The organism is Actinoplanes sp. NPDC019969 (assembly GCF_055562375.1).
Window position 1 is genome coordinate 204,981 of record NZ_JBVHFK010000001.1, and the last position, 20,409, is coordinate 225,389.

At 70.5% G+C, this 20,409-nt stretch carries 21 protein-coding genes; 5 read left to right on the forward strand and 16 right to left on the reverse strand.

Annotated features, from left to right (window positions below; genetic code table 11):
• Positions 1-30: 30 nt before the first annotated feature.
• The 3 genes from ACZ3II_RS00880 to ACZ3II_RS00890 all read left to right on the forward strand — a co-directional run bounded on the left by ACZ3II_RS00880 (position 31) and on the right by ACZ3II_RS00890 (position 5,162).
• Positions 31-2,526, forward strand: coding sequence for an FtsK/SpoIIIE domain-containing protein (locus tag ACZ3II_RS00880; protein ID WP_465515550.1), 2,496 nt, complete (start codon positions 31-33; stop codon positions 2,524-2,526).
• A gap of 11 nt (positions 2,527-2,537) precedes the next feature.
• Positions 2,538-3,293 (forward strand): hypothetical protein, encoded by a 756-nt coding sequence (locus ACZ3II_RS00885; protein ID WP_465515551.1) that lies wholly within the window; start codon positions 2,538-2,540, stop codon positions 3,291-3,293.
• Between the two features lie 195 nt (positions 3,294-3,488).
• Positions 3,489-5,162, forward strand: a complete 1,674-nt coding sequence (locus ACZ3II_RS00890; RefSeq protein WP_465515552.1) for an alpha/beta hydrolase — start codon at positions 3,489-3,491, stop codon at positions 5,160-5,162.
• Between the two features lie 55 nt (positions 5,163-5,217).
• On the opposite strand, the gene ACZ3II_RS00895 is transcribed toward ACZ3II_RS00890, so the two are convergent.
• Positions 5,218-6,066 carry a 3-hydroxyacyl-CoA dehydrogenase family protein gene (locus tag ACZ3II_RS00895; RefSeq protein ID WP_465515553.1) on the reverse strand — a complete coding sequence of 283 codons (849 nt, stop codon included), beginning with the start codon at positions 6,064-6,066 and terminating at the stop codon, positions 5,218-5,220.
• A gap of 122 nt (positions 6,067-6,188) precedes the next feature.
• Between ACZ3II_RS00895 and ACZ3II_RS00900 the strand changes: the two genes are divergently transcribed.
• Positions 6,189-6,527, forward strand: a complete 339-nt coding sequence (locus tag ACZ3II_RS00900) for a hypothetical protein (RefSeq protein WP_465515554.1) — start codon at positions 6,189-6,191, stop codon at positions 6,525-6,527.
• A gap of 54 nt (positions 6,528-6,581) precedes the next feature.
• Here the strand turns inward: ACZ3II_RS00900 and murA are convergent, their stop codons facing one another.
• Positions 6,582-7,871: a UDP-N-acetylglucosamine 1-carboxyvinyltransferase gene (gene murA, locus ACZ3II_RS00905; protein ID WP_465515555.1), complete on the reverse strand. Its 1,290-nt coding sequence runs from the start codon at positions 7,869-7,871 to the stop codon at positions 6,582-6,584.
• 42 nt (positions 7,872-7,913) lie between these two features.
• On the opposite strand from murA, the gene ACZ3II_RS00910 reads away from it, so the two are divergent.
• Positions 7,914-8,486, forward strand: a complete 573-nt coding sequence (locus ACZ3II_RS00910; protein ID WP_465515556.1) for a cob(I)yrinic acid a,c-diamide adenosyltransferase — start codon at positions 7,914-7,916, stop codon at positions 8,484-8,486.
• A gap of 61 nt (positions 8,487-8,547) precedes the next feature.
• Here ACZ3II_RS00910 and ACZ3II_RS00915 read toward each other — a convergent pair whose 3' ends face one another.
• The 14 genes from ACZ3II_RS00915 to ACZ3II_RS00980 form a co-directional block, all read right to left on the reverse strand.
• Positions 8,548-9,351, reverse strand: a complete 804-nt coding sequence (locus ACZ3II_RS00915) for a PhzF family phenazine biosynthesis protein (protein WP_465515557.1) — start codon at positions 9,349-9,351, stop codon at positions 8,548-8,550.
• Positions 9,352-9,403: 52 nt separating this feature from the next.
• The gene (locus ACZ3II_RS00920; RefSeq protein WP_465515558.1) at positions 9,404-9,871 is read right to left on the reverse strand and encodes a DUF2550 domain-containing protein; all 468 of its coding nucleotides are present in this window, start codon (positions 9,869-9,871) and stop codon (positions 9,404-9,406) included.
• A gap of 8 nt (positions 9,872-9,879) precedes the next feature.
• Positions 9,880-10,161 (reverse strand): F0F1 ATP synthase subunit epsilon, encoded by a 282-nt coding sequence (locus tag ACZ3II_RS00925; RefSeq protein ID WP_043524744.1) that lies wholly within the window; start codon positions 10,159-10,161, stop codon positions 9,880-9,882.
• Positions 10,162-10,240: 79 nt separating this feature from the next.
• Complete coding sequence (locus tag ACZ3II_RS00930; RefSeq protein WP_465515559.1) at positions 10,241-11,368, reverse strand: LCP family protein; 1,128 nt, start codon at positions 11,366-11,368, stop codon at positions 10,241-10,243.
• A 132-nt stretch (positions 11,369-11,500) separates the two neighbouring features.
• Positions 11,501-12,943, reverse strand: a complete 1,443-nt coding sequence (atpD, locus tag ACZ3II_RS00935) for a F0F1 ATP synthase subunit beta (RefSeq protein ID WP_465515560.1) — start codon at positions 12,941-12,943, stop codon at positions 11,501-11,503.
• The gene (locus tag ACZ3II_RS00940) at positions 12,943-13,872 is read right to left on the reverse strand and encodes a F0F1 ATP synthase subunit gamma (protein WP_465515561.1); all 930 of its coding nucleotides are present in this window, start codon (positions 13,870-13,872) and stop codon (positions 12,943-12,945) included. Before ACZ3II_RS00940 ends, atpD begins: the two co-directional genes overlap by 1 nt.
• 2 nt (positions 13,873-13,874) lie before the next feature.
• A complete protein-coding gene (gene atpA / locus ACZ3II_RS00945; RefSeq protein WP_465515562.1) occupies positions 13,875-15,440 on the reverse strand; it encodes a F0F1 ATP synthase subunit alpha in 1,566 nt (521 codons plus the stop codon).
• Between the two features lie 77 nt (positions 15,441-15,517).
• A complete protein-coding gene (locus ACZ3II_RS00950; protein ID WP_465515563.1) occupies positions 15,518-16,339 on the reverse strand; it encodes a F0F1 ATP synthase subunit delta in 822 nt (273 codons plus the stop codon).
• On the reverse strand, positions 16,339-16,878 hold the full coding sequence (locus ACZ3II_RS00955; RefSeq protein WP_465515564.1) for a F0F1 ATP synthase subunit B: 540 nt from the start codon (positions 16,876-16,878) through the stop codon (positions 16,339-16,341). Before ACZ3II_RS00955 ends, ACZ3II_RS00950 begins: the two co-directional genes overlap by 1 nt.
• A gap of 30 nt (positions 16,879-16,908) precedes the next feature.
• A complete protein-coding gene (locus ACZ3II_RS00960) occupies positions 16,909-17,136 on the reverse strand; it encodes a F0F1 ATP synthase subunit C (RefSeq protein WP_465515565.1) in 228 nt (75 codons plus the stop codon).
• A gap of 76 nt (positions 17,137-17,212) precedes the next feature.
• Positions 17,213-18,004: a F0F1 ATP synthase subunit A gene (atpB, locus tag ACZ3II_RS00965; RefSeq protein ID WP_465515566.1), complete on the reverse strand. Its 792-nt coding sequence runs from the start codon at positions 18,002-18,004 to the stop codon at positions 17,213-17,215.
• A 15-nt stretch (positions 18,005-18,019) separates the two neighbouring features.
• Entirely contained in the window at positions 18,020-18,256 is a 237-nt protein-coding gene (locus tag ACZ3II_RS00970; RefSeq protein ID WP_465515567.1) for an AtpZ/AtpI family protein, read from the reverse strand.
• A 210-nt stretch (positions 18,257-18,466) separates the two neighbouring features.
• Positions 18,467-18,901 carry a hypothetical protein gene (locus tag ACZ3II_RS00975; RefSeq protein WP_465515568.1) on the reverse strand — a complete coding sequence of 145 codons (435 nt, stop codon included), beginning with the start codon at positions 18,899-18,901 and terminating at the stop codon, positions 18,467-18,469.
• A 123-nt stretch (positions 18,902-19,024) separates the two neighbouring features.
• Entirely contained in the window at positions 19,025-20,335 is a 1,311-nt protein-coding gene (locus ACZ3II_RS00980) for a serine hydroxymethyltransferase (RefSeq protein WP_465515569.1), read from the reverse strand.
• Positions 20,336-20,409 lie beyond the last annotated feature (74 nt).

Here is a 20,409-nt window from a genome sequence, read left to right on the forward strand (position 1 = left end):
TATCCCCGACCATGGACGCCGGGGTATCGCGTGGGTAGCCACCGCAACGCGCTGGTCGCCGCGATCCGGCAGGAGCTCGCCGAGGCACGCGGCACGGCCCGCGCGGTTCTCGCCGCCGCCGAGACGGCCCGCGGTGAGGCGCAGAGCCGGCGGCGGCTGGTCCGCGACGCCTACGCGACGTGCCTCAGCCAGCTGGCCGCCGCCCGGGACGCGGCCCGCCAGGACATCCAGAAGCGCTATCACGGCGAGGCCGCCCGCCTCGCCGGCCACCTCCGCGGCCTGGCCACGGTCAGCGCCGCCGGCGCGGCCGGAGCGCCGTGGCGGCTGTGGGCGCCCAGCGAGCCGGAGCCCGGCCACGCGCCCGGGCTGGTCCGCGTCGGCACCATCGGCTTCGGCGGCAGCACCCCGCTGCCCGGCCTGATCCCGCTGCTCGACGTGGCCCACCTGCACCTGACCGGGCCGGCCGCCACCCTCGACGAGGTGATCAGCGGGGTGCTGCTGCGGACGCTGGGCAGCACCCGGCCCGGCGAGGTGGAGCTGACCGTCTACGACCCGGAGCGGCTGGGCGAGACGCTCGGGGCGTTCGCGCCGCTCGGCGTCCGGTTCGTGCAGCCCGGCGGGTTCGGGGAGCTGATCGGCGAGCTGGCCGAGTACGAGCGCCCCGCCGAGGACGTGTGGCGGGTCGTGGTGCTGCTCGCCGACGAGGCCACCGCGCTGGGGATGACCCGGGCGCAGCGGGCCCAGCTCGACCGGATCACGCGCAACGGGGTGAGCCGTGGCGTGCATCTGGTGGTCCGGGGCCTGGAGTTGCCGGACCATCCGGCGGTGGAGCGGTTGACCGTACGCGAGAGGGTCGCGACCTGCTCCTCGCTGGGCACCCTCAGCATCCAGCTGGACCCGCCGCCGCCCACCGAGCAGATCGCCGCGTTCTGCCGGGACACCGCGTCGCGGCTGCGGCAGGGCCCGCCCCCGGCCCGCCTCGCCGACCTGGAGCCGGAACGGCAGTGGGCCGAGTCCGCCCGGTACGGCCTGATCGCCCCGATCGGCGACAGCACCGACGGCAGCCTGGTCGAGGTCCCGCTCGGCGACGAGCCCGGGCACGCCCTGATCGGCGGCCCGCCCGGCTCCGGCAAGACCAACCTGCTCTACACCTGGCTGACCACCCTGACCACCCGGTACGGCCCCGGGGAGCTGGCCCTGTACCTGCTCGACTTCAAGGACGGCGAGTCGTTCGCCCGGTACGCCCCCGGGCCCCGTGACCCGAGCTGGCTGCCGCAGGTCCGGCTGGCCGGCCTCGGCGTCAAGGACGACCGGGAGTTCGGCCTGGCCGTGCTCCGGCACCTCGGCGAGGAGTTGCGCACCCGCGCGGCCGGCCGGCAGGACCCCGGGGACCGGCCCCGGATCGTCGCCGTCCTGGACGAGTTCCAGGTGCTGCTGGACGGCCGGGACGGCATCGCCGACGAGGCGTTCACGCTGCTGGAGGATCTGGCCCGGCGCGGCTGCGGGCACGGCGTCCACCTGATCCTGGTCTCCGGCGATCAGGCCGGGATCCAGGCGCTGCAGGGCCGGCCCGCGCTGATCGGCCGGTTCACGCTGCGGATCGCGCTGCCCAACGCCCGCCGGGTGCTGGCCGGCGACAACCTGGCCGCCTCGGTCATCCCCCGGCACCACGCGGTCGTCAACGCCGAGTCGGGGCTGTCCGGGGCCAACCGGATCGTGCGGCTGCCGGACGCCGGGGACCGGACCGCGTGGGGCGCCACCCAGCGGCGGCTCTGGCGGGCCCGGCCGTCAGGCTGCGAGGAGCCGCGGGTGTTCGACGGCGGCGCGGTGCCGCGGCTGCCGTCGCAGTACCGGCCGTCCGGGCGGGTGCCGTCCGCCGACGCCCCGGTCGGATCGTCGCCGGGCGCGGTCCTCGGCGAGCGGATCGACGTCTCGGCCCGGCCGGCCCGGCTGCGGCTGGGCCGGATGCCCGGCCGCAATCTGGCGGTCCTGGGCGCCCGCGCGGACGAGGCGTGCGACGTGCTGGCCGCTGCCGCGCTCTCCCTGGCCGCGCAGGGACCGGCCCACTTCAGCATCATCTGCCTGGAGCCGTCCGCCGAGCGGGCCGCCGCCCGGCTGGTCGCCGAACTCCCGGCGGCTGACTGGTACGACGCCTCGGACGTCCACTTCGAGCCGCCGGCCTCGTCGATCCCGCACTACCTGATCGGTTACGGACTCGACGCGGCGGGCCCGCGGCACCGCCCGGCGCTGCGCACCCTGCTCGCCGACGGCCCCGAACAGCGCGTCCACGTGCTCGGCTGGTGGCGGTCGGTGGGCCGGCTCCGCGACGACCTGGGCGGCGCCCTGGACCCGATCGGCGCCTGGGTGGCCCTGGACGTGCACGGCGCCGAGCTGGCCCCGCTGTATCCCCAGCCGGGTGGCCCGCTCTGGCGTCCCCGCCCGCGCCGCGCCCTCTTCTTCGACCGCTCGGTCCACCGCACACCCGAGGTGATCATCCCCTACGAGGTGAACAGTGACCACACGTGAGAGGCCAACCGATGACCATGCGTGACCGCCAGCCGCTCGGCCGCGACTACCAGCTCATGGTGAGCGCCCTCGCCGACGTGACCCGCCGCCGCGACGCCGCGCTCGATGACGCCGAGCAGGCCTACCAGGACAGCGCCGCCCGGGCCGCCGGGGAGCTGGCCCGTGCGGAGAGCGACGCGCTCGCCGCCGACCGCTGGGCGGGCGCGGCCGCCGCCCAGGTCCTCGACGTGGACCGGGAGGCCGCCCGCCTGTGGGAACAGCTGCGCCGGGCCCGTGGCCTGCGCGTCCGCGCTCTCGGCGAGGTCCCCGAACCGGCGTCCGTGGAGGCCATGCCCCGGGTGGCCCTGCAGCGCCGCCCGGAGCCCGGCGAGGACGTCGTCGCCCCCGGCCGGCAGTCGCCGCGGGTGCTGCTGTCCCGCGCCGCCGACCGGATCGACGTCACGATCCACCCGGCCGGCAACGGGCGGCTGCCTCGCTGGGCCCTCCCGCTGCTGCCCCTGACCGGCGCTCTCACCGCCGCGCTGACCGGCCTGGTCGCCGCCGGTCTGGTCACTGTGGGTGACACCGCGCCGTGGTGCGGCGCCCTGCTCCGCGGCATCGGCTGGCTCACCTTCGTGGTGGCGCCGTCCGCGGGCGTCCCGGTCGCCGCCTACCTCACGCACCGCCGCCTGCATGCCCGGATGGAGATCGGCGGGATCGGCCTGACCCTGGTCGGCGGCATGCTCGCGGCGACGCTGCTCGCGCTCTCCTTCGCCGCGACCCGCTGACACACCGGAGGGCCGGTTCGCACATTTTCCAACATCACTTTCCCTTGCCCGAACGTATTGACAGGGAATGTGAATGTTGCGAATGTGCGTCCAGCATGTTTCCTGTTTGAGTCTGTGGACTCGGCCTTCCGGGAGCACTTCATGGCACTGAAAACCCGCGCCCTGCTGGGCACCATACTCCTCACGCTTGGATGTGTGAACGTTCCCACATCGGCGTCCGCCGCCCCTCCGCCGTCCTCCACCGCCTGCGCCACCACCGGGTCGGTCGACTTCGGGGTGGACCTGGCCGGCGACGGCTGGAAGTTCACCACCGGCGACGACGCGGCCTGGTCGGATCCGTCCTTCGCCGACACCGGCTGGCGGGACTGGACCGTGCCGGACAACTGGGGCGCGCACACCGACCTGGCCGCGTACGACGGCTTCGCCTGGTACCGCAAGACGTTCACCCTCCCGGCCCGGCCGGCCGGCGTCACCGACTCCGCCGTCGTCGCGGCCCTCGGCAAGATCGACGACGCGGACCAGGCGTTCCTCAACGGCCAGGAGATCGGCCGGACCGGTGGCTTCCCGCCCACCTTCGACTCCACGTGGGAGGTGCCGCGCGAGTACTACCCGGCGGACGGCCTGCTGCGCTGGGGCGCCACCAACGTCATCGCCGTACGGGTCTACGACGGCACCGGCGGCGGCGGCTTCTACCAGGGCCCGGTCGGGCTCTACTCGAAGGCACGGCTGCGCGCGCTGGCCGGGAACACCGGGACGGCTGCCACCCGTACCCAATTGGCTCATGCCTGTGCCGTGCTGGACCGGCAGCATCGCGCCGTCGCCGCCGGGGACGTCCGCGGCTATGCGGCGACGCTGGCCGACGGGTTCTTCCACCAGGGCGACACCGCCGCACGCCGGATCGCCGAGCTGCGTGACCTGCTCAAGGCCGGCAAGGTGACGCTGACCGACGCGCAGGCCGAGGTGTTCGTGGACACCCAGGGGCGGCTCGTCGTCGACACCATCCGCAGCTGGACCGGGCTGCCGCCGACCCGGGAGCTGCTCTACCTCGACCCGCGCAAGCCGGTCGAGCTGGGCGACCACGCCCGCTTCTTCCGCGACGACTACCAGTCCGCGGCGATGGGCCGGCGGGCGCAGTTCAACGTGTACCTGCCGCCGGGCTACACCCGGACCAGCGCCAAGCGGTTCCCGGTCGTCTACATGCTGAACGGGTTCAACGGCAGCAACATCGAGTGGGAGGCCCGGGACATCGACAGCGTCCTGGACCGGCTCGGCGTCGAGGCGATCGTGGTGTTCCCGGACGGCGGCAGCGGGTGGTACGTCGACACGTCCGCCGGTAAGTACAAGACGATGATCGTGAACGAGATCGTGCCGATGGTGGACCGGGTGTACCGGACCGTCCCGGACCGGGAGCACCGCGGGATCAGCGGCGTGTCGATGGGCGGGCAGGGGGCGTTCACGCTCGGGCTGACCCACCCCACGCTGTTCAGCTCGATCGCCAGCCACATGGGCGCGCTGAGCCTGCCCCCGCTCGTCGGGACGCCCGCCGAGCAGGCCGCCAACGCCGGGCTCCGGCCGCTCACGCTGGTCGCCGGGATGACGGCGGCCGACCTCAACCGGCACCGGTACTACTTCGACGGCGGGGACTCCGACGAGTACCGGTTCGGGGCAGCGGCGCAGCAGATGAGCACGGCACTGGCCGCGAAGGGTGTGCGGCACGACTACCAGCTGGGCGCGGGGCGGCACGACGACGCGTACTGGATGCCGAAGCTGGACCGGTCCTTCGGGCTGCACGCCGAGCAGTTCGCGGCGCACCCGGTGAAGCAGCCGCGCGAGCCGAAGCCGGTGCGGTCGCCGTACCTCTGGCCGTGAAAGACGCCGCCGGGCCGCACACCGCGGCCCGGCGGCCTTCCGCGCCAACTGCGGATCAGTACGAGTAGAAGCCCTTGCCGGTCTTGCGGCCGAGGTCGCCGGCCGTGACCATGCGCTGCAGCAGCTCCGGCGGGAAGAACTTCTCGTCGGCGGTGTCGCGGTAGATGTTGCTCGCCGCGTTGAGCATCACGTCGAGGCCGGTGAGGTCGACGGTGGCCAGCGGGCCCATCGCGTGACCGAAGCCCAGCTTCATGACCGTGTCCAGGTCGGCGGCGGAGACCACGCCGGACTCGACCAACTTGATCGCCTCGACCAGGATCGCCGAGAAGAGCCGGTTGGAGACGAAGCCGGCCACGTCGCGCTTGACCTCGACGCAGGTCTTGCCGACCTCCTCGGCGTAGTTGCGCGCCGCCGCGAGGGTCGCGTCCGAGGTCTGGTAGCCCCGGACCAGCTCGACCAGCTTCATCATCGGCACCGGCGAGAAGAAGTGGATGCCGACCACCGACTCGGGACGGCTGGTGACCGTGGCGATCTGGGTGATCGGGATGGCGGAGGTGTTGGTGCCGAGGACCGCGCCCGCCTTGCAGATCTTGTCGAGCGCCTTGAAGACCTCGTGCTTGGCCTCCACCTTCTCGTAGATCGCCTCGACCACCACGTCGGCGTCGGCGGCCGCGTCCAGATCGGTGGTGGTGGTGATCCGGGCCAGGGTGGCCTCGACGTCGGACTCGGCGATCCGGCCCTTGGCCGCGAACCGGCTCAGCGAGTCCCGGATCGCGGAGAGGCCGCGGTTGAGCGAGGCGTCGTCGACGTCCCGGATGGTGACCTGCCAGCCGGCCTGCGCCGAGACCTGGGCGATGCCGGAGCCCATCAGACCGGAACCGATGACCGCGAGGCGACCTGCCATGCTGCACTCCTTCGTCGGATGCTTTCCCACACCCTAACGGGGTACCTTAACGGAGATTCAGCACGGCTCCCGATCAGGGCGAATCCACAGAAAGCGCGGGCTCGCGGTGCCAGACTGTGCCCATGGCCACAAGCGACGGCTGGTACCTGATCGGACCACTGATCGCCGTCGGTCTGGTCGGCTTCCTCGGCGCGATCTTCTGGCGCATGGGCCTGCAACCCACCGCCCCGGACCGGGACCCGGCGCCCGACGGACTGGGGATCTTCGGCGAGCGTGACGACTACGGTCTGCTCTGGCCGGCCGCCGTCACCGACGAGCGCGGGGTGGCCGACGAGATCCGGCGGCTGCTCTCCGACGCGGGCATCCGTGCCACCACGGCGAACCGGCGCGACGGCCGGGTCACCGTGCTGGTCTTCTGCGAGCAGGTCGAAGAGGCACGCCGCCTCGTCGCGTCCTTCTGACCCACCGGTGTGTTGATCTCGGCCGTCCTACGCGCCCGAAATCAACACACGAGATCAGAAGTCGAACGTCGGCTCGGGGACGTCGGTGCGCTCCACCTCGACGCCCAGCTTCGTCAGGTCGGCGACGAAGTCGGGGTAGCCACGGTCGATGTGGTGCACCTCGCCCACCTCGGTCACCCCGTCCGCGCAGAGCCCGGCGATGACCAGGCCGGCGCCGGCCCGGATGTCGGTGGCCCGCACCGGCGCGCCGGACAGCCGCTCCCTGCCGTTGATCGCGGCATGGTGCCCGTCGGTCCGGATGTCGGCGCCCAGCCGCACCATCTCGTTCACGAACATGAACCGGCCGTCGAAGATGTTCTCGGTGATCAGCGAGGAGCCCTCGGCGACCGCCGCCAGCCCGAGCGCCATCGGCAGCAGGTCGGTGGCGAACCCGGGATAGGGCAGCGTCACGATGTCCACGCCGCGCGGCCGGTCCGCCATCCGCACCCGGAACCGGTTGTCCCCCGGCTCGACCGTCGCGCCCGCGGTGACCAGCTTGTCCAGCGCGATGTCCAGGAACTCCGGCCGCACGCCGTGCACGGTCACGTCGCCCCGGGTCATCGCCGACGCGAACGCCCAGGTGCCACCCACGATCCGGTCGCCCACGGTGGTGTGGCGGACCGGCTTCAGCGGGCCGTCCACCCCCTCGATGATCAGCGTCGACGTGCCGGCGCCCTCGATCCGGGCGCCCATCGCGTTGAGCATCTCGCAGATGTCGACGATCTCCGGCTCCCGGGCCGCGTTGTCGATCTCCGTGACGCCCTTGGCCAGGACCGCGGCCATCAGGATGTTCTCGGTGGCGCCGACGCTCGGGAAGTCCAGCCAGATCTTCGCGCCACGCAGCCCGGCGGGCGCCGACGCGATCACGAAGCCGTGCTCGCCGGAGATCTCCGCGCCCATCCGGGCCAGCCCGGACACGTGCATGTCCAGCCCACGGGAGCCGATCATGTCGCCGCCCGGCAGCGCCACCCGCACGTAACCCCGGCGGGCCAGCAGCGGGCCGAGCACGCAGATCGACGCGCGCAGCCGGCGGACCAGGTCGTAGTCGGCCTCGCTGCCCGGCTCGGCCGGCACGTCGATGACCGCCTCGGTGCCCTGGAGCGCCACGTCGCAGCCCAGCCTGCGGAGCACCTCGGCCATGATGGCTATGTCGGTGATCCGGGGCACGTTCGCCACCACGCTGCGCCCCTCGGCCAGCAGCGCGACGGCCATCAGCTTGAGCGCCGAGTTCTTCGCGCCGCCCACATGCACGTCGCCGGCGAGGCGGGCCCCGCCCTTCACCCTGATCACATCCACGCGGGCCATCGTATGAGCCGCCGCCCACCCGCGCCTCGTAGGGTGGGCGGCATGGCTGTGCATCTCACCCGTATCTACACCCGGGCCGGCGACGCCGGCCAGACGCGGCTGGTCAACAACGAGCTCGTGGCGAAGACCGCGGCGCGGATCGCCGCTTACGCGGACACCGACGAGTGCAACGCGGCGCTGGGCGTGGCGCTGGCGCTGGGCGAACTTCCCGAGGAGGTACGCACGGTGCTCGCCACCATCCAGAACGACCTCTTCGACGTCGGCGCCGACCTGGGCAACCCGGTGGACGACGACCCGCCGTACCCCCCGCTGCGGATCACCGAGGCCTACGTGACCCGGCTCGAGGGCTGGTGCGACGAGTTCAACGACCGGCTGGCCCCGCTGGACAGTTTCATCCTGCCGGGTGGCACCCCCGGCGCCGCCCTGCTGCACGTGGCCCGGACCGTCGCCCGGCGGGCCGAGCGGTCCGCCTGGGCCCTTCACGAGCAGGAGCCGGAGCGCACCGGCGAGCTGCCGCTGAAATACCTGAACCGGCTCTCCGACCTGCTCTTCATCCTGTCCCGGGTGGCCAACCCGGACGGCGACGTGAAATGGGTCCCCGGCGGCAGCCGTTAGGTGCATTTTCAGGGCTGTCTCAACGGCGTCGAGACAGCCCTGAGAACCAGCGGGGGTGCGGTCAGGCCAGCAGGTCGCCGTCGATGGTGGTGACGGCGTGGCCGGACAGGTGGGTACGGTCCCCGTGCAGCGCCACCCGGACCAGCCCGCCCCGCGCGGACGCCTGGAAGCCGGTCAGCTCGGTCCGGCCCAGCCGCTCCGCCCAGAACGGCGCCAGGGCGGTGTGGGCGCTGCCGGTCACCGGATCCTCGTCCACCCCCACGGCCGGGCCGAAGAAGCGGGAGACGAAGTCGTAGCCGGATCCCGGGGCATCCGCGGCGGCCGTCACGACGACCCCACGCCGGGTCAGGCCGGCCACTGCCCGCAGATCCGGGACGACACCGCGGACGGTCTTCTCGTCGGCCACCTCCACCAACAGGTCATCGGTGTGCGGCCCGGTGTGGTGGACGGAGCGGACCGCCACGCCCAAGGCCGCCACCAGATCGGGATCGATGGCCCGCGGGCTCAACGGGGCGGTAGGGAAGTCCAGGGTGATCAAACCGTCTGCGGCGGCTGAAGCCGTCAGGACGCCGCTGCGGGTCCGGAAGGTGACTTCGGGATCCGGGCACAGGACGTGGGCGACGGCGAGGGTCGCATGGCCGCACAGGTCCACCTCGACCGCCGGGGTGAACCAGCGCAGCGCCCAGTCGGCGCCCGATCCGGCGGGCAGCCGGTGCGCGAAGGCGGTCTCGGCGTGGTTGACCTCGCGGGCCACCCCGAGCATCCACTCGTCGGCGGGGAAGCCGTCCCCGGCCAGCAGGAGGACACCGGCGGGCGCCCCGGTGAAGGGCCTGTCGGTGAAGGCGTCGACGACTCTGATCCGCATGTGGTCGACTCTACGAACCCCGGCCCGGTGGCCGGCCCACGAGCAGCGGGCGTCAGCCCTCGGCGGGCCGGGGGCCGAAGATCTGCCGGCCCGGCAGGCTGCCCGGATCGCGCGGCGGGCCCGCCTCGAGCCAGGACAGGAACCCGGTCACCGTGGTCTCGGCCATCGCGATCTCGAGATCGGCGGACCCGGTCCGGCAGCGCAGGACCACCCAGTGTCCCGGCATGGTGAGCCGCTCGGGGCCGGACGGCAGGCGCCGCTCCGCCACCGTGAGGGACCGCCGGTCGAGGATCCGCTTGGGGCGGATGGCCAGGCTGAACATCTTGTGGAACCGGAGCTCGTCGCCGACGAACTGGCCGAGGCCGGGCGACCAGCCCCGGCCGGGCACGATCGTGTTGATGCGCACCTGGAGGCGAATGGTTCCGCCGCCGGCCATCAGCAGGCGGCGGCGGAAGAAGATCGCGAAGAGGAGCGCGAGCAGCGCGACGACGCAGATTCCGGCGACTTCCAGAACCCGCATCGCCGGCGTCAGTGGGACTCGGGGGTGGCGGGCGTGGCGCTCTCGGCGAGCACCGTGACCCCGTTGGCGTCGATCGAGAGGAAGCCGCCGGCCACGTCGTAGGTCAGCTGCTCACCCCCGGCGAGCTTGACGCGGACCTGGGACGGCTCCTTGAGCAGGCCGAGCAGCGGCGAGTGGCCCGGCAGCACACCGATCTCACCCTCGGTGGTGCGCGCGACGAGCATCTCGGCCTCGCCGGCCCAGACCTTCTCCTCGACGGCGACGACCTCGACGTGCAGCTGGTTGGCCACGCTGTCTCCCTTTGACGCTGCGAACCGAACGGGTGAAGTCTAATCGGCGGCGAACGCCGACGTGGTACGGGGTGGGGCCTCAGCCCTCCGCGGCCACGTAATCCGGATGGTCGAGCAGGAACGCGGCGACCCGGTCCTCGGCGACGGCCCGGAAGAACTCCTCCGCCGTCGGGTCGAGCCGCTCACCGAGGTATCGGCCGCCGTCGTAGAGCCCGCCGCCGGGCAGCCTGACCATCGTCATGTCGCCGGTGTCGATGCCCTGGAGCGCCAGGCCCCAGTCGATGATGCTGTTGCCGCCGCCGTCGAAGGTGAGCGAGTCACCGGCCGCGTCGAGCACGCTCAGCAGCTTCGCCGGGTCGGCGACCACGTCCCGGCTCATCGCCTGCTTCGCCATCGCCTTGATGAACTGCTGCTGGTGCCGCTGCCGGTCGTAGTCGCCGTTGGGCAGTCCGTAGCGCTGCCGGACGTAGTCGAGGGCCTCCCACGCCTGGAGGTGGCGGGTGCCCTTCTCGTACACCTTCTGCGGTCCCGTGTACGGGTGGTCACAGCCCCCGCCGAGACACTCCGGCCGCTTGGGCCGGCTCTTGCCGTTGGGCTGCAGATGCTCGGACCGGACGGTCTGGTCGATCGGCATGGTGACCCCGCCCATCGCCTCGACGATCCCCTTGAAGCCGCCGAAGTTGATGATCGCCCCGGCGTCGAAGTCGTCGATGCCGGTGAGGTCGCCGACCGTCTCGGCGAGCAACTGGAAGCCCTGTTCCACGTCGTGGGTGCCGTCGCCCGCGTCGCTGCCGAACGACATCGCGGAGTTGATCTTCGCGGTGGTGCCGCCGAACCCGGTCGGCGCGAAGGGCGGGATCTCCACGTACAGGTCCCGGGGGATCGAGAAGAGGAAGACCCGGTCCATCGTCGCGGGCACGTGCGCCACGATGATCGAGTCGGACCGGGGAGCCTGCGAGTCGTCGCGCGGGTCGATGCCGGCCAGCAGGATGTTGAGCGGGCCCCGGATGTCGGCGGCCCTCCGCGGCGCCCCGGCGGCCGGATCGCCGATCAGGCTGCCGCTGCCGGTCTGCACGGCGCCGGTGTACCGCGCGACGACGGCCTGCCCGGTGACCAGCACGGCGCCGCTGCCGACCATGAGCACGCAGCCGAGGACGGCGCTGAGCCGGGCCCACCTCGGCGGGCGGCGCTTGACGGGCCTGGCCACTGGGATCCCCACTGCCGGTTCGGATGAAGGCGCGACAAATCATACCCAAACGACCACCGAGCATGTCTCCCGGAAAGCAGAAGAGCCGCGCCGGTAAAACCGGCGCGGCTCTTCTGGAGTTACTGGCTGAGATCAGCCCTTCATCAGCTCGTGCGCGTTCTTCTCGAGGTCCTCGAGGCCACCGCACATGAAGAAGGCCTGCTCCGGGTAGTTGTCGTACTCACCCTCGGAGATCTTTTTGAACGCCTCGATGGTCTCCTTCAGGGGGACCGTCGAGCCGGGGACGCCGGTGAACTGCTCCGCCGCGTAGGTGTTCTGCGACAGGAACCGCTCGATGCGGCGAGCCCGCTGCACCGTGACCTTGTCCTCCTCGGACAGCTCGTCCATACCGAGGATGGCGATGATGTCCTGCAGGTCCTTGTACTTCTGGAGGATCCGCTGGACCTCACGGGCCACCGTGTAGTGCTCGACGCCGACGAACTCCGGCGCCAGGATCCGCGAGCTGGAGGCCAGCGGGTCCACGGCGGGGTAGATGCCCTTGTCGGAGATCGACCGCTCGAGGTTGGTGGTCGCGTCCAGGTGGGCGAACGTGGTCGCCGGCGCCGGGTCGGTGTAGTCGTCGGCGGGCACGTAGATCGCCTGCAGCGAGGTGATCGCCTTGCCCCGGACCGAGGTGATCCGCTCCTGCAGCTCGCCCATCTCGTCAGCCAGGGTGGGCTGGTAACCCACGGCGGACGGCATACGGCCGAGCAGGGTGGAGACCTCGGAGCCGGCCTGGGTGAACCGGAAGATGTTGTCGATGAAGAGCAGCACCTCCTGGTTCTGGACGTCACGGAAGTACTCCGCCATGGTCAGAGCGGTCAGGGCGACCCGCAGACGGGTGCCCGGCGGCTCGTCCATCTGGCCGAAGACCAGAGCGGTCTTGTCCAGGACGCCACCCTCGTCCATTTCCAGGATGAGGTCGTTGCCCTCACGGGTGCGCTCGCCGACGCCGGCGAACACGGAGGTGCCACCGAAGTTACGGGCGACCCGAATGATCATCTCCTGGATGAGCACCGTCTTGCCCACGCCGGCGCCGCCGAACAGGCCGATCTTGCCACCACGCACGTACGGCGCGAGCAGGTCGAGCACCTTGATGCCGGTCTCCAGCATCTCGGTCTTCGGCTCGAGGTCCGCGAACGCCGGGGGCTTGCGGTGGATCGACCAGCGCTCGGTGATGTCCAGCGTCGACGGGTCGACGTTGAGCACCTCGCCGAGGGCGTTGAACACGTGGCCCTTGGTCACGTCGCCGACGGGCACCGAGATCGGCGCGCCGGTGTCGGTGACCGCGGCGCCACGGACCATGCCGTCGGTCGGCTGCATCGAGATGGCGCGGAGCAGGTTGTCACCCAGGTGCTGGGCGACCTCCATGGTCAGCTTCTTGGTGCCCTCGGAGAGGGTGACCTCAACGTGCAGCGCGTTGAAGATCGCGGGCATGGCGTCACGGGGGAACTCGACGTCGACGACCGGGCCGATGACCCGGACGACACGGCCGACACCGGTCTCCGCCTTGGTGGGCTCAGCAACAGCAGTCATCACACATCACTTCCCGCCGCGGCCAGCGCGTTGGCGCCGCCGACGATCTCACTGATTTCCTGGGTGATCGCAGCCTGCCGCGCGGAGTTCATCTCGCGCGTGTACCGCTTGAGCAGGTCGTCCGCGTTGTCCGACGCGCTCTTCATCGCCCGGCGGCGCGAGGCCGACTCACTGGCCGCCGAGTCCAGCAACGCCGCGTACAGACGCGTGTTGAGGTACTTCGGGAGCAGCGCGTCGAGCAGCTCGTCCGCCTCCGGCTCGAACTCGTATGCGGGCTTGAGCTCGGAGGACTTCTCCTCCTCGGTCTCGACCTGCACCGGAGCCAGCGGCTTCGCGTTGGCGGACTGCGTCATCAGAGACTTGAACTCGGTGCTCACGATGTGCAGCTCGTCGACACCCTCGATGTTCTCGGGGCCGAACGTGCCCTCCGCGGCGGAGCCGGCGGCGAACGCCTCGATCAGGGCGTCCCCGATGCGCTTGGCGTCGTCGAACGACGGGCGCTCGGAGAATCCGGTCCAGCTCGCGGCCACCGGCCGGTTACGGAACCGGTAGTAACCGAGGCCCTTGCGGCCCACGATGTAGACCGCCACCTCCTTGCCCTCCGACTTCAGCTGAGTGATCAGCTGCTCGGCGGTCCGGATGGCGTTGGCGTTGTAGGCGCCGGCCAGGCCCCGGTCACTGGTGATCAGCAGGACACCCGCCCGCTGGACGCGCTCGCGCGCGACCAGCAGGGGGTTGTCGACCGAAGCGTTGGTCGCCAGGGCGCCCAGGACCTTGGTGATCGCCTCCGAGTACGGCCGGGAGGCGTTGACCCGCTCCTGAGCCTTGGCGATCCGGCTGGTGGCGACCAGCTCCTGCGCCTTGGCGATCTTCTTGGTCGACTTGACGGTTCGGATACGCCGCCGCAGCGCCTGTACCTGACCGGCCATGACTAGCTACCGCTCTCGGTCGAGCCGCTCTGGAAGACCTTCTTGAACTCGACGACACCGGCCTTCAGGCTCTCGATGTTGTCGTCGCTCAGCAGGTTCGTCGACTCGATCGCGGTGTAGACGTCACTGTTGTGCTGCTTGAACCACTGCAGGAACTCCTGCTCGAAGCGGCGCACGTCACCGACGGCGATGTCGTCGAGCTGCCCGGTGGTGCCGGCCCAGATCGCGATGACCTGGTCGACCGTCGCGTAGGGCGAGAACTGCGGCTGCTTCAGCAGCTCGACCAGGCGGACGCCCTTCTCGAGCTGAGCACGCGACGCCTTGTCCAGGTCGGAGGCGAAGGCCGAGAAGGCCTCCAGCTCACGGAACTGGGCCAGGTCGAGACGGAGGCGGCCGGAGACCGTCCGCATCGCCTTGACCTGCGCCGAACCACCCACGCGGGACACCGAGGTGCCGACGTTGATGGCGGGACGCACACCCGAGGCGAACAGGTCGGTCTCGAGGAAGATCTGACCGTCGGTGATCGAGATCACGTTGGTCGGGATGAAGGCCGAGATGTCGTTGGCCTTGGTCTCGATGATCGGCAGACCGGTCATCGAGCCGCCACCCAGCTCGTTGGAGAGCTTGGCGCAGCGCTCCAGCAGGCGGGAGTGCAGGTAGAAGACGTCACCCGGGTAGGCCTCACGGCCCGGCGGGCGGCGCAGCAGCAGCGACACGGCGCGGTAGGCCTCGGCCTGCTTCGTCAGGTCGTCGAAGACGATCAGGACGTGCTTGCCGTTGTACATCCAGTGCTGACCGATCGAGGAACCGGTGTACGGCGCGATGTACTTGAAGCCGGCCGGGTCGGAGGCCGGGGCGGCGACGATCGTCGTGTACTGCAGCGCGCCCTGCGCCTCCAGGGTGCCCCGGATGCTGGCGACGGTGGAGGCCTTCTGGCCGATCGCCACGTAGATGCAGCGGACCTGCTTCTCCGGGTCGCCGGAGTCCCAGTTCGCCTTCTGGTTGATGATCGTGTCGATCGCGACCGTGGTCTTACCGGTCTTGCGGTCACCGATGATCAGCTGGCGCTGGCCACGGCCGATCGGCGTCATGGCGTCGATCGCCTTGATGCCGGTCTGCAGCGGCTGCTTCACGGGCTGGCGGGCCATGACGTTCGGCGCCTGCAGCTCGAGCTCGCGGAAGCCTTCGTTCGCGATCTCGCCGAGACCGTCGATCGGCTTGCCCAGGGCGTCGACCACGCGGCCCAGGAAGGCGTCGCCCACCGGGACCGAGAGGACGCGGCCGGTGCGCTTGACCGGCTGGCCCTCCTCGATGTTCGCGTAGTCGCCCAGGATCACGGCGCCGATCTCGCGGGCGTCGAGGTTCGACGCGACGCCCAGCGTGCCGTCAGCGAACTCGAGCAGCTCGTTCGCCATCGTCGAGGGGAGGCCCTCGACGTGCGCGATGCCGTCGCCCGCGTCGGAGACGATGCCGACTTCCTCACGGGTGAGATCGGACGACGTGGCGGACGAGACGTAGCGCTCTAGCGCCCCCCGGATCTCGTCCGAGGAGATGGTCAGCTCGGCCATCCTCTGCCTTCTCTGTCTAGCTCGGGACGTCACCGCCGCCGAGGGGGCTTCTCGATAGAAGAATCGAGGGGAAAGGACTATTTAGCGAACGCCTGCTTGGCCTGGTTCAGCTTGCGCAGGACCGTGCCGTCGTAGAGGTCGGAGCCGACCCGGACGCTGACGCCGCCGAGAACCGACGGGTCGACGTCCACCTTCAGCGAGACCTCGCGGCCGTAGAGGGCGGACAACTTCGCGGCCAGGGACTGCTCGTCGGCCTCGGTGAGCGGCTTGGCCACCGTCACGTAAGCGACCTCGCGGTTCCGCTTGGCGGCGGTCGCCTCGACCAGCCGGGTCAGCGAGGCCTCGAAGCCCCGGCCACCGAAGCCGGTCAGCGCGACCTCGACCAGACGGCCGGTGGCCACGTGCACCTTGCCCTTGAGCAAGTCCTGCACCAGCTTAACGCGGCGCTCGAGTGGAGCGCTGATGTCACTGAGCGTGACTGCCAGCGTGGAGTCACCGGCGACGATCTGGCCGAACCGGAACAGCTCGTCCTCGACGTCGGCCAGCTTGCCCTCGCGCTCGGCGGAGGCCAGCAGGGCGTCGACGCCCAGCCGCTCGGCGGCGTCCAGCAGATCGGCCGGGCGGGAGAACCGCCCGGCGACCAGGGCCGCCACCGTGTTCACGGTGGTGTCCGAGACCTTGCCGGCAACCAGCGACTTCAGCAGCCCGGCACGGTCGGAACCGGGCCGGGACGGGTCGGTCAACGCGCGGCGCAGCCGGGGCTGGGCCCGCAGCAGGCCGGCCACCGACAGGATCTCGTCGGCGACGGTGGCCAGCTGCGGGGCCGTGGCCGCCGCGGTGTTGGCGGCGAGCTGTTCCGACGCCTCGCCGTAGGCCTCGCGGCTTACGCTCGACGTCATCAGCGCCGCCCGGCGGTGTCGAGGTCCGCGATGAAGCGCTCGACGGTGCCACGGGTACGGGCCTCGTCAGCGAGAGTCTCGCCGACGATCTTGCTGGCCAGGTCGACGGCGAGCGTGCCGACCTCGGAACGCAGCTCCCGGACGATGGACTCACGCTGGGCGGCCAGCTGCTCGTTGCCGGCCGCGATGATGCGGTCCGACTCCTCGCGGGCCTTGGCCAGCACGTCCTGCCGGATGCCCTCGGCGTCGGCCCGGGCCTCGTCGCGGATGCGAGCGGCTTCGGTCCGGGCCTCGGAGAGCTGCGCACGGTACTGCTCGAGCAGCTCGTTCGCCTCGGCCTGAGCGGCCTCGGCGCGCTTGATGCCGCCCTCGATCGCGTCCACCCGGGCCGCGAAGGTCTTCTCCATCATCGGGAAGACGAACTTCATCAGCACGAAGCAGAGCACCGCGAACGCCACCGTGCCAACGACCATCTCCTGCCAGACAGGGAAGATGGGGCTGTGCTCGGTGCCGCCTTCAGCAGCGAGATAGGTGAGCATGGAGACCTCCCAACGAGGTGGAAAGGACTATCAGCCGGCCCAGATGAAGCCGAACGCGATGCCCAGCAGGGCGAGCGCCTCGATGACGGCGAAGCCGATCCAGACGAACGGCAGGGTCAGGCGGGACGACTCGGGCTGACGGGCGGTCGCCTGGATGTAAGCCGAGAAGACCAGACCAACACCGATGCCGGGGCCGATAGCAGCGAGACCGTAACCGATGGCGGCGGTGCTGCCCTCAACGGCGGCGAGAACGTCCATTGCTAATTCCTCCTGGTATCTCGCGTGATTTTCACGCGGGACGACAACGGGGTGTTACTTGGAGCTTGGGTACTACTCAGTGCTCGTCGGCGAGCGAACCCTGGACGTAGCTCGCGGTCAGCACTGTGAAGACGTAGGCCTGGAGGCAGATCACCATGAACTCGAGGAAGGTGATCGCGATCGTGAGCACCCAGGAGAGCACCGAGACCGGCGCCAGCAGCGCGTTCGCGTTGATCATCGCGAAGCCGCCGAGGGTGAACACGAGCAGCAGCATGTGGCCCGCGAACATGTTGGCGAAGAGACGAACGGCCAGCGAGAACGGCCGGACGACGAAGTTCGAGAAGATCTCGATCGGCACCAGCAGCGGCAGGATGCCGAGCGGCGCGTTCGGGACGACCGCGTGCTTGAAGTACGCGATGCCGTGCTTCTTGATGCCGACCCAGATGAACATCACGTAGCTGAGCACCGCGAGCACGGCCGGGAAGGCGATGTGCGACATCGGCGAGATCTGGATCAGTGGCACGATGCCGAAGAAGTTGTTCACCAGGATGAACAAGAAGAGCGACGTCAGGTACGGCGCGAAGCGCACGCCCTGCGGCCCGATCATGTCGACCGCGATGTTGTTGCGCACGAAGCCGTAGAGGCTCTCGGCGATCCACTGCTTCTTGGTCGGGACCAGCTGCGGCTTCCGGTAGGACACCAGGAAGAAGATGATGATCGCCGCGACCGCCACCCAGACCAGCACAGTGATCTTGGTGAACCAGTAGCTGTCGTGAGCGCCCCACGGCAGGATGCTGGGCAGGTAGAAATCCTCGACGCTGGGCGGGAACGGTACATCCGCTGCGAGGACCGTCGACTGACCGATCACCTTGGCCCTTTCCTGTCAGGCGCCGAGCCGGCGCACGATGATGTAGACAGCACCGGCGACCCCGAGGACAGCGCCGAGGCCGGCGAAGATGCCCGTGGTTCCGACGAAGTAGTCGATCAGCCAGCCGATTCCACCCCAGACGAGAATGCCCGCGATGAGATACGACAGTGCGGTCATCCCAGCGCCCGTGTCGGGCGGCCGGTTTTGATTGTCGTCACCGCGAGATTCGTAGGGAGGTTTCTGGCCGGTCATGACGGCCCGAACGATATCAGCAGGAAACACGAAGCTAAGCGGGACCCCCCGCACAACCGTAGTTGTCCAGGCGTCAGGGGTCTCGCAACTGACTGGACACGGTACTCCTGTCGCGCCAAATCGGAACACGGCACGTGCGAACAGGTCACCGGATCGTGGCGGCTTGCCCGTTTTTCACTTCGCTGACCAGGTGCTTTGAGGTGCCCTAGATCACTTCCGCATGGTCCGGCGGTGCACCCACCAGGCCTGCACACCGGTCCACACGACGACGCCGGCCACGACGCCGTAGCCCAGCGGCTTCTTGCCGGCCCAGTCGCTGGACACCCCGAAGACCAGAATGATCCCGAACAAGGTGTATTTCACCACATAAGTGAGCAGCCCGAGGGGCATCAGCAAACCCGGTCGCACGGTGTCCGCCCAGGCGATCACCACCGTCGACATGGTGTAACTCGCCGTGACGATCAGGACGCCGAGGGCCGCGCCGACTGCCGCGTCCGTCCCGCCGGCCAGGAAACCGGCCGACGCCGCGCAGAGCAGCAGCGCCGTCGAGACCGCGGTGAGGAACGGCAGGTGCTCGATCCGCCAGCGCGGATCGGCGGGCGCCTCGCTCACCACAGAACCTCCCTCGCCGTCACGCCACCACATGCGCGACGGCGCGTCACGTTATCACCACGCCCGGATCACGCCGGAAACACGCCCACGTCCGGTTATGGAGCGTTAAGGCGCCGTACCCGGAAAACTATCCGGGAATTCGAAATCGGGCCCGATTCACCGTTGCACCGCGGAATCCGCGAGCAATTCCGTGTCGAGCGGATAGGGCGGGAAGGATCCCACGATGCCGGACACCTCGGCCGCCGTCTCCCGGAGCACCGCCTCCCCGGCCGGGGTGCCGGCGCCCTCCCGCACCACCCGGCCGATCAGCCGGGCGATCTGCCGCATCTCGCCCTCCCGCATGCCCTGGGAGGTGACGCTCGGCGTGCCGATCCGGACACCGGACGCCACGGCGGGACGCTCCGGGTCGTACGGCACCGGGTTCTTGTTGAGCGCGATGCCCGCCGACGCGCACCGCGCCTCCGCGTCCCGCCCGGTGACGCCGAGATCGCGCAGGTCGAGCACCGCCAGGTGGGTGTCGGTGCCGCCGGTCACCGGGCGCATGCCCTCGGCCGTCAGCCCCTCGGTCAGCACCCGGGCGTTGCGGACGGTCTGGTTGGCGTACCCCCGGAACTCCGGTGTCCCGGCCTCCCGGAAGGCGACCGCCTTCGCCGCCACCGCGTGCATCATCGGCCCGCCCTGGGCGAACGGGAAGACCGCCTTGTCGATGCGCCGGGCCAGCTCGCCCCGGCAGATGATCATGCCGCCGCGCGGGCCGCGCAGCGCCTTGTGGGTGGTCGCGGTGATCACGTCGGCGTACGGCACCGGCGACGGCACGGCCCGTCCCGCCACCAGGCCGATGAAGTGCGCGGCGTCGACCAGCAGGTACGCCCCCACCTCGTCGGCGATCGCACGGAACCGGGCGAAGTCGATCAGCCGCGGGTAGCAGGTCGCCCCACAGATGATCATCTTGGGCCGGTGCGCGAGCGCGAGATCCCGTACCTCGTCGTAGTCGATCTCCTCGGTGTCCGGCGCCACCCGGTACGCGATCGGATGGAACCACTTGCCGGAGAAGTTCGCCTTGCTCCCGTGGGTCAGATGCCCACCGTGCGGCAGGCCCATCGCCAGCACCACGTCGCCCGGCTCGGCCAGCGCCGCGTACGCCGCCAGGTTCGCCGACGCCCCGGAGTGCGGTTGCACGTTCACGTGCTCCGCCGCGAACAGATCCTTGGCGCGCTCGACCGCCAGCTGCTCGGCCCGGTCCACCGGCGCGCAGCCACCGTAGTAGCGCTCCCCCGGATAACCCTCGGCGTACTTGTTCGACAGCGTCGACCCGAGCGCCGCCAGCACCGCCGGCGACGTGAAACTCTCGCTCGCGATCAGCTGCAGGGTGTCCCGCTGGCGGCCCACCTCGTCGACGAGAACTGCGGCGATCTCCGGATCCTCGCGCTCCAGTGCCGCGAAGTCCGGCCCCCAGAAGGTGCCCACCCTGGCCTCCCGGAACTCGAGGAGCCTTCCGGTTTCGAGCATATGGCTTCACCGGGCCGTTTCGTGGGCACACT